Source organism: Vibrio sp. 10N.222.49.C12, assembly GCF_041475025.1.
Taxonomy (GTDB): domain Bacteria; phylum Pseudomonadota; class Gammaproteobacteria; order Enterobacterales; family Vibrionaceae; genus Vibrio; species Vibrio crassostreae_C.
The window spans coordinates 39,238-52,690 of record NZ_JBFRVF010000001.1 but is presented as its reverse complement, the minus strand read 5'-3'; the positions used below and the strand labels follow the sequence as shown (position 1 = coordinate 52,690).

The 13,453-nt window shown below is 44.0% G+C and carries 10 protein-coding genes; 6 read left to right on the top strand and 4 right to left on the bottom strand.

The features are described from left to right. Positions 1-424: 424 nt before the first annotated feature. From AB4583_RS00205 to AB4583_RS00195, 3 genes are all read left to right on the top strand, one after another. The gene (locus AB4583_RS00205; RefSeq protein ID WP_372116006.1) at positions 425-2,092 is read left to right on the top strand and encodes a GGDEF domain-containing protein; all 1,668 of its coding nucleotides are present in this window, start codon (positions 425-427) and stop codon (positions 2,090-2,092) included. 782 nt (positions 2,093-2,874) lie between these two features. Beyond that, on the top strand, positions 2,875-3,531 hold the full coding sequence (locus AB4583_RS00200; protein WP_086049182.1) for a 2OG-Fe dioxygenase family protein: 657 nt from the start codon (positions 2,875-2,877) through the stop codon (positions 3,529-3,531). Beyond that, positions 3,515-4,750 carry a cysteine desulfurase-like protein gene (locus AB4583_RS00195; protein ID WP_372116005.1) on the top strand — a complete coding sequence of 412 codons (1,236 nt, stop codon included), beginning with the start codon at positions 3,515-3,517 and terminating at the stop codon, positions 4,748-4,750. The genes AB4583_RS00200 and AB4583_RS00195 overlap by 17 nt, the downstream gene beginning before the upstream one ends. 161 nt (positions 4,751-4,911) lie before the next feature. Here AB4583_RS00195 and AB4583_RS00190 read toward each other — a convergent pair whose 3' ends face one another. Then, positions 4,912-5,583: a type 1 glutamine amidotransferase domain-containing protein gene (locus tag AB4583_RS00190; RefSeq protein ID WP_372116004.1), complete on the bottom strand. Its 672-nt coding sequence runs from the start codon at positions 5,581-5,583 to the stop codon at positions 4,912-4,914. A gap of 244 nt (positions 5,584-5,827) precedes the next feature. On the opposite strand from AB4583_RS00190, the gene AB4583_RS00185 reads away from it, so the two are divergent. Both AB4583_RS00185 and AB4583_RS00180 read left to right on the top strand, forming a co-directional pair. Further along, the gene (locus tag AB4583_RS00185) at positions 5,828-6,712 is read left to right on the top strand and encodes a LysR family transcriptional regulator (protein WP_372116003.1); all 885 of its coding nucleotides are present in this window, start codon (positions 5,828-5,830) and stop codon (positions 6,710-6,712) included. A gap of 283 nt (positions 6,713-6,995) precedes the next feature. Next, on the top strand, positions 6,996-8,246 hold the full coding sequence (locus AB4583_RS00180; protein WP_372116002.1) for a diguanylate cyclase: 1,251 nt from the start codon (positions 6,996-6,998) through the stop codon (positions 8,244-8,246). A gap of 132 nt (positions 8,247-8,378) precedes the next feature. Here the strand turns inward: AB4583_RS00180 and AB4583_RS00175 are convergent, their stop codons facing one another. Then, positions 8,379-9,203 (bottom strand): DUF2797 domain-containing protein, encoded by an 825-nt coding sequence (locus tag AB4583_RS00175; RefSeq protein ID WP_017070245.1) that lies wholly within the window; start codon positions 9,201-9,203, stop codon positions 8,379-8,381. A gap of 304 nt (positions 9,204-9,507) precedes the next feature. Here AB4583_RS00175 and AB4583_RS00170 point away from each other — a divergent pair, with 304 nt between their 5' ends. After that, the gene (locus tag AB4583_RS00170; RefSeq protein ID WP_372116001.1) at positions 9,508-10,803 is read left to right on the top strand and encodes a GGDEF domain-containing protein; all 1,296 of its coding nucleotides are present in this window, start codon (positions 9,508-9,510) and stop codon (positions 10,801-10,803) included. A gap of 254 nt (positions 10,804-11,057) precedes the next feature. Here the strand turns inward: AB4583_RS00170 and AB4583_RS00165 are convergent, their stop codons facing one another. Together AB4583_RS00165 and AB4583_RS00160 are read right to left on the bottom strand one after the other, a co-directional pair. Further along, positions 11,058-12,428, bottom strand: a complete 1,371-nt coding sequence (locus AB4583_RS00165) for an SLC13 family permease (RefSeq protein WP_372116000.1) — start codon at positions 12,426-12,428, stop codon at positions 11,058-11,060. A gap of 196 nt (positions 12,429-12,624) precedes the next feature. Then, a complete protein-coding gene (locus AB4583_RS00160) occupies positions 12,625-13,425 on the bottom strand; it encodes a vancomycin high temperature exclusion protein (RefSeq protein WP_017063589.1) in 801 nt (266 codons plus the stop codon). Positions 13,426-13,453 lie beyond the last annotated feature (28 nt).

Sequence of the window (13,453 nt, the reverse complement as noted above, 5' to 3'; positions counted from 1 at the left end):
TATACGTTAGAACATAACCGAACTAAATGATGGTCTTGTAATCCTGTGTCTTAGATCAATAGCGATAAGTCAAGGAAAGTGCTCTTGCAAACAGCTATGCATATTGCTCACTTTTAGGGCCTTCTTGATCATGGTGTTTCTATAGCAGTATTTACTTTTTTGCGTATACATTGCTGAGTAGAAAAACAAGAGAACCTGAATCCTATGTTTTATTTTAAAAAGTTTGCGTTAAAAGACGCTGCAAGAATTCATCAAAATTAGCGTGCAGATAAGCGACCACAAGACGCACTTTTAGTATGAACGGCATGGTTACAAACAGGTGTAATGTTGGTTAATACTTGAACTGTTGAGTGTTTCTCGGTTGTTATTTTTTTGTATGTGTTATTATTGATATTTATATATTGCGCGGAATCATTTGAACTCTATGCAGATTCTAATCCTTTTTATCAATGTGTTTATTGTGTGCCTGAATTCGGTTTTTGCTTCTCCGCTGCAGGTCAGCGGGGAACAATCTGTGTTAGCTAATGAAGCTGTAAGATGGTATGAAATGCCTTTGTTATCTGATCCAGTCGATTTTCCCATATTAAAAAAACACATTGAATCCTCTCCAAGGATTGAAACGATATTTGGTGGTGAAGGGGCGTTTGGGTTGAGAGTTGATTTGGCCAACTCCGATATCAAGTCGTCACAACAAATAGTTACACTCCGTGCAAACTATTTGGATCAAGGTTGGGGGTACTGGCAATCAACAAATGGTCAAGTAAGGCGAATACTTGATTTTGGCCAATTAAGTAACAAGAGTATCTTGCATCTGCATAGGCAAAGCTTCCCGTTAATATTGAATGCGGAGGAATCTGGAACACTTTGGCTCTACTTGGAAGCAAAGAAATTTCCAAAGGCAGTTAACTTCACTCTTCAACCTGAATATCCATTTTATATTCACGTTTTCCGCAACAATACGCTCACATTAGCTTCTATTACTGTCATGCTAACGTTGGGAGTTTTCGCTCTTTTTTGTTACTTTCAAACTAAACATCCAGTCACACTGGCTTGTGCTGGTTATGTTGGGCTACATGGCCTGGGATGGTTCGCCGCTTCAGGCGCTTGGGGGTACTTATTATCAAGCCAAAGCTGGAACCCAGTTTATTTTGGAATGGTATTGTTTCCGTTTGCGGTTGCTTTTTCTTGCTATTACACAAGATTATTGTTTGGATTTCCGCAGCATTTTATTCGTATTAATCTTACCTTTCAGGCCTTTAGTTGGCTGTGTGTCATTATCGGGTTTATTAATGTCTTTGCCCCGTTTTCGTTGACTTTTGTTATGTCCCATTTAATTGCGGCAATCTGGGTGCCGACAATGATAGTGACTGGCGTATTGATGGTTTATCAACGAAACTTTGTCGCTAAATATTATTTGATCGGTGGTCTTTGTTATGGCACGGCTTTGGTATATTACATTTTTGCGCATTTTGCACCATTGCCGACTCAGAGATCGACAGAAGTCATCGTTGTTATTGCATTAGCAATAGATTGTACCTGCATTTTATTGTCACTGACTGAATGGTTGCGGATTCAACAACATCAACATCAGAAAACCTATATCCAGTCGAGGGTGGATAGTTTAACGGGGCTTGGAAACCGGCTGGATTTTAATGATGCGAGTAAACAATTAGTACATCATTCCTATTGTATCGTCTTCATCGATTGTGATGGCCTTAAATCGATTAATGATACTTATGGTCATGATGAAGGGGATCGCTTTTTAGAATACACCAGCCGCATGATGCGAGAAAAATTTACAGACCTTGGAATGGTTTATCGAGCTGGTGGCGACGAATTTATCTGGTTGTTGAAAGTGGATAAAGAGAAACAAGTTGAGGTTCTCTATTCTCAGATTGAGCTTAGAGTGACTCAGGTGGAAGAGCAAATTCGCAGTGCTGATTGGCCTCAGTCTGGCCTCAGTTTTGGAAGCGCATCTAGTTTTGAATGTGTCAATTTTTCTGAGTGTTTGAGCTTAGCTGACCAGCGAATGTACCAGCAGAAGCGCTCGAAGAACGGTTTTAAAAATCAGTCCAGTGAAATTGAGTGTTAGCTAAATTCCCTATTTTCTAAGTGAATCGTTTTAAGTCTAGTTAACTTATTTTCGTTTTGTCTTTTGGTGTAAATGTCACCAAAGGTGGCTCTTTTAGCAACCAACCTTTCAAGCTTGCTTACCCTCTCATCTGTTTTGTGTAGAACATTCCCAATCTTTATAGTCGCCTATTTTTAACGAATTCTAAGTTAGGACATAAAGGCAGACCATCATATTCCAAATAAACGCATCATTTATAATTGTAGGTTTTATTAGAAAGCACTCTATTTGGGGCGGCCGAGTTCCCCCCGAACTCGACCTGTTCCAGACGCGCAAGCAAAGGCGTTTGGTTTCTGGCGTACTCATAAATTAACCAATTTCAGTTTGTTGTGTAAATAATCAATAGCTTGGCAATTGATAGGTAGGTCGTATTTTGCTGTGCAAAAGCATAGAAATGAATGATGGTGAGCGTGGTGCTTGAGTTCATGCAAGGAGGCTGGCGTATTGAAGCGAAAGGGCTGACACAATATGAAACCTGGCTTGCTAGTTAATAATATCGTTAAATTTAAATTTGCAGGGATTTATAACTAGCTAGTGGAGTGTGCTAGTTTTAAGAGTTGGTCATCTTTTATTCTGGTGTTATACACTGCTTTTGATTTTCAAGTTGGATTTAGTGTCTGAATTATTAAATCTGACGGGATAAATGATTGTTTAATGTTGATTTGGCAAGATCTTCAAGTATCCTCTATGTAAACAAAACGTTAAATGTCGAAAGTAAATTAACAATCATTAAGGAGTCGATGATGTTACATGCTCACGAAAATACCCTACATATTACCCACCTCAGTAACCACGCAGTTAAGGAGTTGTCACCTTCATTCTCTAAGCTACCAAGCACAGAGCATGCGGATGGCCAGTTTCGATTGAGAAGATACTCGGTGGTTCAATTCAGTAATGGACAAGTCGTTGAGCAAGACAAACATAACTTTGTTCAGTCTGAAAACATTAATCACTTTCAAGGTGACGTCGTTCGTCAGTTCGAGCCGATTGAAGCAAATATTCTAAGCAGTGAAGGCATGCAAGAGATGTGTGAGCTGTTTATTGAAACCAACGGGCTTGAAGACGGGCAAGAAATCGAAATCCATCAGATCCGCATTGCCGCTATTTTTGAAGAAACTCAGGTAGCTCCTGAAGGTGTTCACCAAGATGGTTTTGACCACATCGCTTTAATCGGCGTTAACCGACATAACATTGTGGGTGGTGAAATCATGCTGTATCAAGACTCACATGAAGCGCCATTCTTTAGAAAAGTGTTAGGCGATGGCGAGGTTGCGATGCTGGCAGACAGCAAGCTTTGGCACAACGCACAACCGATTCGTACCATAGACCACGATGAGATGGGCTACATGGATGTGTTTGTTCTAACGGCTAAGGATGCGCGCAATGTCCTTCACTCTTAATGATGTGCGCCAGCAGTTTAGCGCGCTAGGCCAATACCATAACGGTAAGCCGGTGACCTTTTTTGATGGGCCAGGTGGCTCTCAGGTTCCTGAAAATGTTTTAGCATCCATGACGGAATATCTTGGCCACTTTAATTCAAACCTAGGCGGTCATTACTTTTCTAGCCAGAAGACCACAGGTTTAATGCAGCAAGCGAGAGAAGCGGCACAAGCGCTACTCAATGCGGAATCTTCTGGCAACGTTGTGTTCGGTGCGAACATGACCTCGCTGACCTTCCAACTTAGCCGCGCGATCAGCCGAGATTGGAAAGAGGACGATGAAGTTATCGTTACTGCGTTAGACCATTACTCGAATGTATCGAGCTGGCAGCAAGCGGCAGACGACAAAGGCGCGATAGTTCGCCAGGTTCGTGTCGACGAGTCAGATTGCAGTTTGGATATGGCGCATTTTGAGTCACTGTTGAACGAGAAAACCAAGCTTGTTGCTGTGACGTTTGCTTCGAACACCACGGGCTCGATTGTCGACATGGCGAAAGTTATCGAGCTTGCACATCAGCACGGTGCTCAGGTTTATGTTGATGCGGTTCATTACGCGCCACATCACTTGATCGATGTTCAGCAGCTGAATTGTGATTTCTTAGCGTGTTCAGCGTATAAATTCTTCGGCCCGCATGTGGGCATTGCGTATGTTGCACCTCAATGGCTACACACGTTAAAGCCTTACAAGGTTGAGCCTGCAACCAATATTGGCCCAGGCCGTTTTGAAACAGGTACGCAAAGCTTTGAAGGCCTTGCAGGTGTGATTTCGGCGGTAGATTACTTGGCGCAATTCGGTGAGCCAACCGACTCATTGCGTTCTCGTTTAGAGCAAAGCTACGCGCTTTATAATAAGCATGAAAGCCAGCTCAGTGAGTACTTCCTTAAACGCTTGTCTGATCTTGAAGGGGCAAAGCTTTACGGGAAAACAGAGTTTGATTCGAACCTAAGAACGCCAACCTTTGCGGTTACCTTTGAAAACCATTCTCCAGAGTTCATCGCCAAGAAGCTGGGTGAACATAATATCTGTGTTTGGAACGGACACTTCTACGCATTAGGGTTGGTGAAGCAGTTGGGTATTGAAGAGCAGGGCGTGGTGCGTATTGGCTGTATGCATTACAACTCGATTGAAGAGATCGACTTGTTGTTCAATGTGCTTGAAGGGATCTTGCGAAGCCATTAGCAAGAAGTAATTAATAAGAAGTCACTTGCCTTTGCTGTTTGTGCCTTTAGATCGAAAAAAGAGCATGCTTCTCTCAAGAGTATTGAGTAGGAAGCATGCTCTTTTTATTTGATTGAGCTTATTTGATCAACGCCAGTTATTAGAATAAGAACTTGATTTAACTAAGAAAGGTGCTTAACCAGAGTTGCACCCACTGCGTGTGCGCTGGTTGGGTTCTGACCTGTAATGACTCGCTCATCAACAATCACAAGTTCTTGCCACGGTTGAACCTTGTTGAAACGCGCTGCGCCACGAGCAAGCGACTCTTCCAGTAGGAATGGAATGTCGTTGATCGTACCAAAGTCGATCTCTTCTTCACGTGTAAAGCCAGTCACCGATTTAGAGCTTAGTAGCTTCTCGCCGTTGCTCAGAACAATCGGAAGCAGCGCCGCAGGGCCGTGACATACTGCCGCGACAATACCACCATCTTCATAATGCTTTGCTGCGATGCTAGCGAACTGTTCATTGGTTGCTAAATCTGAAAGCAAACCGAATCCACCTGGGTAGAAGATAGCATCGTAGCTTTCAGTATTGATTTGGCTTACTGGAATCGTATTGTTGATGCGGTTCTGGAAGTCATCATCCGCCAAGATATCAGCGTTAACCACATCTCCTTCAATATCCGTTCCGTAGAGTGGGGCTTTGCCACCATTGATAGAAGCGATGTCGTACTCAAAACCCGCAGCAATGATCTCTTTGAGAGCATGAGTCAGTTCAGGCGCATAAGTACCATTCGCTTGATCTGTATCGCCTAGTGTTGCGTGGTTAGTTACAGGTATTAGTATTTTTTTCATGATTCGTCCCTTTGAGCTGCTGTTTTTTTTATTTAGGTGCTGACGCTTTTCGTTAAGCACTGAAGCTTTTCGTTAGGCGCTAGGTATCGCGTTGTTACTTAGCTATCGCCGCCTTGTTGTATCTAATACTAGTTCCAAACTGATTAGGTGATAATATACGAAACAGGCAAAACATTGTTGCTATATAGCAATAGTGGATGTGAATTAGTCAGATGTGAATTCGTTAGACGTTAACAGGTGAAGTATGGACAGCTTTGAAGGTATTAATGAGTTTGTTGCGGTAGCCGAGTGTCACGGCTTTTCAGCGGCCGCCAAGCAGTTAGGTTGCAGTACCAGCCATGTGAGTCGGCAGGTTTCAAGGTTGGAAGAGAGAGTAGGAGTGGCTCTGCTTGCCCGTTCAACACGTATGGTTAGCTTGACTGAGTCTGGCCACACTTACTACCAACAGTGCAAAGACTTAGTGATTGGTCTGCAACAGGCGAATGAACAAGTCACGTCTCAACAAACTCAACTTAGCGGTACTTTGCGTGTCAGTGCGGCGGGTGCATTTGCAGAGAACCATGTTGCCGCAGCACTGATGGAATTTGCCAAAGATCACCCTGATCTGACTATCGAAATGAACTTCAACACCAAGATGGTTAACTTCATCGAAGATGGTATCGACTTCGCCATTCGCTATGGTCGATTAGACGATTCAGGGCTGGTGGCAAGAAAGTTGGTTGATCGCCCAATGGCCGCGGCAGCAAGTAAAGATTACATTGCTGAGTTTGGTGCGCCGGCGAACCCAGAACAACTCAAGCTGCACAGCTGTATTATCGCCAACAGTGACCAGTGGTTATTCGAGAAAGATGGACAGCCGCTAACTGCGGTAAGAGTTCATGGCCGTTGGAGAAGCAACAATTCAAGCGCGGTACTGAAAGCGTGTGAAGAGGGGCTCGGCGTTGTGTACCTTCCTAGAAGCAGTTTTAATGGTGCCTTAAGTAATGGCAAACTGCTTCCGGTGCTAGAAGAGTATTGGGGCTCGGGTACAAGCAGTTGGATTGTGTATCAGAACCGTCGTTTTCTTCCACAGAGAGCACGGTTAGCTATCGACTTCTTAGTCTCATATTTCTCTGATTGGAACGAGTAGTACACGGGTTATTTCATCAGATTTAACCCAAAAATAGAAAAAGATAATGGTTGCATTGGTATAGATTATCTATTTCTGTTTTTTGACGCGAATAATGGGATTGAGATGCTTGTCTACTTTTACTAACTCGTGTTAGCGATTGAGTTGTAGAGAAGGCCGCAACAGTACGATATACTAGATGGCATATTAATGTCCCTAGCGCGTGATAGATTGTGTGGAAGCGTTGGCAGGATGTGTTGTTATGCTCCAGTTTATGAAGTGTAGCTAGAGTGCGGAGTTGGCAATGTCTTCAATAAATTTCGAATCCACGTACGGTGTAATAACTATTCAAGATATGAATGTAGTGAGTGTTGACTCTAACTATGCTCGCATCTATGGATACCAATCGCCCGAAGAACTACTTTCTAATATCGATAGCTTTCTAGATTTAATCTCAGAAGATTATCATGTTCTCGCCTATCAAAATTACCTTGAAACGGTCAGTGGTCAACGCGACCCGCAGGTTCACACCTATACCAATGTTGATCGTAATGGCAGAGAGTTCACCGTGTTTTCTATCGACCATGTGACGGAGTGGCAGGGAAGACCTGCACTGCAAGTCACGGTGATCGATCTTTCCCCTGCGATTCAGCTGCAAAATGCGGTGCGTGAGCAAGATAAGATGTATCACGACATGATCATGCAATCTGGGCAGGGCATCTTGGTTCACCGAGATTTCAAGCCGCTGATGGTTAATCAATCTTGGGTCAACATGCAAGGCGCGGCTTCCATCGAGCAAGTTCTAGAGCTGGACTCGATTCTTGAATTGGTGCCAAAACAGAATGCCGATGGCATCAGCAAGCACTATCAGGCGATCGTGTCGGGTGAGTTGTCTGGCACGAGTACCGTGGTTGAAAATATCGGCTTTGACGGCGTTCATCGGTTCTTCAATATTTACGACAATGCGATTACTTGGAAAGGTCAGCCAGCCGTTCAGGTTGTACTTGAAGATGTGACGCAAAAGGTGATGCTGGAAAAGCAGTTGGTTCACCAAGCGAACTTCGATGAAATGACCGACTTACTTAACCGCAGAGCGATTTATGAGTGGTTGAGAGAGCACATGTCCTCTAAAAACTACCTTGTTTGTATGCTGCTAGATATCGATGATTTTAAGTCGATTAATGACACTTACGGTCATATGGTCGGTGATGAGGTCATTTGTGCTTTGGCTAATATTACCAAGCGCAGTGCCGAGAAAGCCGGCGGAGTCGCAGGCCGTTGGGGTGGCGAAGAGTTCATTATATTTATCCCAAACACGTCTCTTGAAACAGCACACGAAGTGTCAGAAGAGATTCGCCAACAGTTCAATCAAGTTGAATTCAGAATCGATGAACAGTTACGATTTAATTCGAGTGTCAGTATCGGAATCAGTGATAGCCAAGCCTGTGAAGACGGTGTCACGATTGATGCACTCGTGAATTTAACCGATCAATCTCTCTATCGCGCGAAAGCCAACGGCAAGAATTGTGTAGACGGAGATGTGGTTGCGCTCTAACGCCTAAAATCGTCATCGAAAGCGAATAGGATCGACAACGAAAAATGCCCTCAAGTCATCACTTGAGGGCATTTTATTTTTTGGCTATTCACTAAGCGCTTCTAACTATAAGAAACGTTTAAGTTCTACAAGTTATGCCGACACTTCCACTTCGTAAGAACCAAATTTACGGATGTTAATCACACCAGTATCTAGGATTAGGTATTGGCCTTTAATACCTTGCAGCACACCAGATACTTCAGGGTTCTTATCAAAGTTATGCGACACAATCTTCACTGGGTGCTGCTCAACTGGGTAGCTCAGTGAAGTGATGTTTTCGCTCAGAATCTCGATAGCATCGTCGCCAAACTTCGCTCTGATCTCTTGGATTTTATCTTCAACCAATGGCAAGAGTTCTTTGGCTTTTTCTACCAACTCCATATCGTCACCGTCGCCTTTTAGCAACGTGCGCCAGTTGGTTTTGTCGGCAATGTGTTTTGCTAACTCAACTTCAATCAGGCCAGAAATCTGACGTGTTTTTACCTTCAAGATCGGTAGGCCTTGAGTGGCACCTTGGTCAATCCAGCGAGTAGGGATTTGAGTGTGACGAGTGATACCCACTTTTAGGCTTGATGTGTTCGATAGGTAAACGAAGTGATCAACCATACAGTTCGCTTCGCCCCATTCAGGCTCACGACAAGTACCTTCATCGTAGTGGCAAGTTTCTGGCTTCATGATGCACATGTCGCAGCTTGCTAGCTTTCTCATGCACACAAAGCAGTGGCCTTGAGAGTAGCTTTTCTTGGTTTTCTTGCCACACGAGCAGCAAAAAATATTACCGGTGTGAGTGAGGTTGATGGTTTTACCAATCAGAGGGTTTAGCTCTACAAACTCTTCACCGACAGGTAAACGGTAGGTAACCGCACCATCAAGCGAAGCACTCATTTTCTTGAGTGTTCCTTTTGCTAATAAAGACATGACATTACTCGTTGTATTTTGATTATTATTTCGTCGACTCGGACGCTCTGTAAGCAGGCGCTACGGTTAACGATGATTATGCGATGAGTATAACAAATAGAGTCCGTTTTAATACGCAATATTACTTGATTATTGCGATGGATAATTGATGAGTAAACGCTCGCTCAAAATTATGGTATGACATTTTGTTCAGGCGTGATATAACGTTTTTTAGTAAATTATTGGAATTAAGATCACTAATTTACCTAACTTATTTTTTATCGTGAAATCCCAACTATAGGGACCTTAAGCCGGAAGCTTAGACGTGAAGTGGATCCATAAAATAGTCATCTTTTTAGTTATCACGACACTGGCGATTGTCCAGTATTACCGTGTGAGCGGAAATCGTGTGATAACGGCAATTACGCCGGATAAATATGAGTTTATCGCGACCAGCGATCAAGTTGATAGGGGCGTCAGTACATCCCAATTATCCTACGAAAATGGGCAATATATTCTCGACTGTGAACTTAAAGAGTCGGAATACCCTTGGCCTTATTGCGGCCTATCGATTCGTATCAACCCAGATATTACCGAAGGTCTTGATCTCTCTCAGTATCACACCTTTAGAGTGAACATTGATTACCATGCGGAGGCTGACTCTAGTGGCCGTTTGAGAACCTATCTACGTAACTACAACCCTGCTTATTCAGTTCCTGATGACGAGTACACGCACAAGTACAATGGGATGGAGTTTTCTCCAGGAATCGATGGTGGTGTGATTGAAATCCCGATCAAAAATCTGCAAGTGATGACATGGTGGCTGGCTGACAACGACATTGCGTTAGAGCATTCGGCACCTGAATTTTCGAATGTGAATATGGTTGAGTTTGCTACTGCGTCTGGAGCGAAACTCGGTCACCACAGAATCGTCATCCGCAGTATTGAGTTCGAAGGTTCGTATATCACCGCAGAAAGCTTGTTCATGATCCTACTGTTTGTGTGGGTGGGGACGGGCACCGTATTCTTGCTGTCAGAGTTAAACCGTTCAAGAAAACGCATGGTGATCGCAGAGAAAAGACATCACCACTTAAAGAACGTCAATCGCGCACTGAGAGAACAGAATTTTGAATTTTCAGAGATGGCCCATCGTGATGAGTTAACCGGAATACTAAACCGCCACGCGATTCGTGATTGGTTGAAAATGCAGTCACAACATGTGAAGCAAGGACATGGCAAGCTGGGTATGTTGTATCTCGATATCGACTACTTCAAGAGTGTAAATGACAAGTACGGACATCAAATGGGTGACCATATTTTACGCGAGTTCAGCATGGTGGTGGGCAGTTCGATCAGCGCTACCGATAAGTTGGTGAGATGGGGTGGTGAAGAGTTCATTGTTTTTTGCCCTGAGACCGAAGCCGGAGAGGCGCAGATAAAAGCTGAACGCATTCGATTATTGGTTAGCCAGCACCTTTGGGTTCATGGCGATCCGCTGACATGCAGTATCGGTGTTGCCGAGATGAAGCAAGAGCGAGTGACAGAGACCATTGCTCGCGCTGATGAAGCTTTATATCAAGCAAAGCATTCAGGTCGAAACCAGGTGATCTTGAGTCACTAATCTGAAAATTGTTTTGATGAGTTTATAAGCCACACGTGCATATGTGACGTGTGGCGTTTTTATGGTTCTTCTCCCAAAAGCCAAAACAAAAAAGGTGGCGCGGGGCCACCAAAAGGGAAAGCGTTTCTTGTTTTTATATGCCCGTTCAATGCTTGCTTACGCTGAACGGGCATTTTTGTCTTGGTTGAACCGGGGGAAGTTCAACCAGTTTAGGGGAGCATTCCTGTAAGCATGCGCTTATAGAACGTTAGTGTTTACCAGAAGATCCAAGCGAACAGAGTCAGAACTAGGATACAAACTAGGTTCAACACCATACCGATTCGCATCATCTCTTTCTGCTTGATGTGACCCGAGCCAAACACGATTGCGTTTGGTGGTGTTGCAACAGGAAGCATGAAAGCACAAGACGCAGCAACAGCGATCAGTGCAGACAAAATAACTGGCGACATACCAAGTGCTTCAGCGATGGTTGCGAATACTGGCACCAGAAGTGCTGCACTCGCTGTGTTACTCGCAAATTCCGTTAGGAATACCACGAACGCTACCACGGCTAGAATCGTAAGCAGTACGCCAGCTGTTTCTAAAAATCCGCTTAGTGAGTGTGCTAAGAATACGCTGGTTCCTGTCGCTTTTAGAATGTTACTTAAGCAGATACCACCACCGAACAGGATAAGAACACCCCAGTCCGTTGTCTTCTCGACGTCTTTCCATTCCACCGCTCTAGAAGCGCCAAGCAGTACAATTGCGCCAATCGCTACCAAGCTATCAAATTTAGAGAATCCGCCAATCATTGCGTTGATTGGTTTACCGAATATCCAAAGCGTTACGGTTAGAAGGAAGATAGACAGTGTGATTTTCTTGCTGTTTGTCCACTCAACTGGGGCATGGTCTAGCTCGAATTTGTGGTCAAGCTTAGGTTTTGTCATCACGTAAAGAATGATCATCGCGATTGGCAGTAAGATCATTGAGATAGGTAGGCCAAGTGCCATCCATTCTGTGAAGCTCAAGCCAACTTCTGCCGCCGCAATTGCGTTTGGAGGGCTACCAACCAAGGTTGCGATACCACCAATTGAAGCACAGTAAGCGATACCCAGTAGCACGAACACGTAGGTGTTGCGGTCTTCACTTTGGTCAACCTTGTTCATGATGCCAAGAACAAGAGGAAGCATCATTGCTGTAGTGGCTGTGTTTGAGATCCACATAGATAGACCCGCACTCACACCGAACAACATGAACACAGCGACCGACATTCTGCCTTTTGCTATCAGCAGTACTTTGTCAGCTATCGCTTTATCTAGCTCTTGCTTGTTCAGTGCGGCTGCCAATGCGAAGCCACCCATGAATAAGAAGATGATTGGGTTTGAAAAGTTAGCCAGCGCTGCGGGCGTGTTGAATACACCAAACAAGACAGCCAATAGGGGAACGAGCAAAGCGGTGATGCTGACGTGAATAGCTTCTGTTAACCATAGAATGGCAACGAACACGAGAATACTCAAACCAGTATTGACTTGTGATTCGAAAGGAAGGGTGTTGAGCAAGAGTGCGAATAGCGTGAAATTACCAATTAATATCATGCTGTTGCGGGTGAACAACCAGTGTTTCAGTGTAGTAACAAGTGCCGTCATAAGACGCTCCTTTTGTTATCCTCGTTTTATTGGTGCACGACTTCATTGAGTCGTGCTTATTATTTTCGAGGTATATAGCTTGATGTAGGGTCAGACTTTGTTGGGAGAATGTTACTTAAGTTAATAAAGGCGTGTTGGTGTGTTTTTGTGTAACAGTGGGGAAATGTGAGGCAACAAATTCAAAATGTGTAGTTTTCTACACATCTGTCTCTGCTGGGTCTGCAATAGGGTTTGTTGTAGGATCTACAACAGGGTTTACAGAGGGGTCAGTCATAGGGTTTGGAATCGGAAATGATTCCGGTTTTGGACTCGATTGAATGGGCTCTTTAGGTCCAAGGAACTTTGGCGTTGTCCCCATAATATACAAATCTAAGAAGGCTTTGGTACGCGCAAAAACTTCACGCAAACGGATAGAGGTGCCTGAATGATGAGTAGGGCCTGAAACCGCTAAACATTGTGCATGAATATCGTAAGAATTAGCGATAAATAGTGCTCTTTCACAGTGGAATTTCTGAGTAATGATCAGGAAGTTGTCGGTGTCGAAGATCTTTTTAGCGCGAACAATCGAGTCTAAGGTTCTAAAGCCTGCGTAATCGAGGTTAATGCGTTCATCGGGTACACCCGCTTTCAGCAAGTCGCGTTTCATCGTCCACGGCTCATTGTAAGAGCGATGAGCGTTATCACCACTTAACAGAAACTGGTCGACTTTTTCACGGTCGAACAGCTCAATCGCGGCTTCGATTCGGTGCTTATAATAGTCGTTGAGTGTTCGACCCAAATATTTGCTCGTGCCAAGCACAACGGCGACCTCAAGCTCGGGCACTTCATCTATATCGTAGATGATGCGATCTTCCGCTTGCCATGAAACCCAATAATCGATCGCAATAACCGCAGCGCTGCCTACTAAGAACACGAGGAAAGCGCCAAACAGAAAACCTTGCAGTTTTTTGTAAGCTTTTTTTATGTAGCTACGGATAATGTGAGAATCAAATTTCACTCTCGGTATGGTCCTTTCACTGAGCATT

Bases quoted from the DNA above. Each gene is read 5' to 3' on its own strand.
- AB4583_RS00205 (WP_372116006.1), top strand. From the start codon at position 425: ATGCAGATTCTAATCCTTTTTATCAATGTGTTTATTGTGTGCCTGAAT.
- AB4583_RS00200 (WP_086049182.1), top strand. From the start codon at position 2,875: ATGTTACATGCTCACGAAAATACCCTACATATTACCCACCTCAGTAAC.
- AB4583_RS00195 (WP_372116005.1), top strand. From the start codon at position 3,515: ATGTCCTTCACTCTTAATGATGTGCGCCAGCAGTTTAGCGCGCTAGGC.
- AB4583_RS00190 (WP_372116004.1), bottom strand. From the start codon at position 5,583: ATGAAAAAAATACTAATACCTGTAACTAACCACGCAACACTAGGCGAT.
- AB4583_RS00185 (WP_372116003.1), top strand. From the start codon at position 5,828: ATGGACAGCTTTGAAGGTATTAATGAGTTTGTTGCGGTAGCCGAGTGT.
- AB4583_RS00180 (WP_372116002.1), top strand. From the start codon at position 6,996: ATGTCTTCAATAAATTTCGAATCCACGTACGGTGTAATAACTATTCAA.
- AB4583_RS00175 (WP_017070245.1), bottom strand. From the start codon at position 9,203: ATGTCTTTATTAGCAAAAGGAACACTCAAGAAAATGAGTGCTTCGCTT.
- AB4583_RS00165 (WP_372116000.1), bottom strand. From the start codon at position 12,428: ATGACGGCACTTGTTACTACACTGAAACACTGGTTGTTCACCCGCAAC.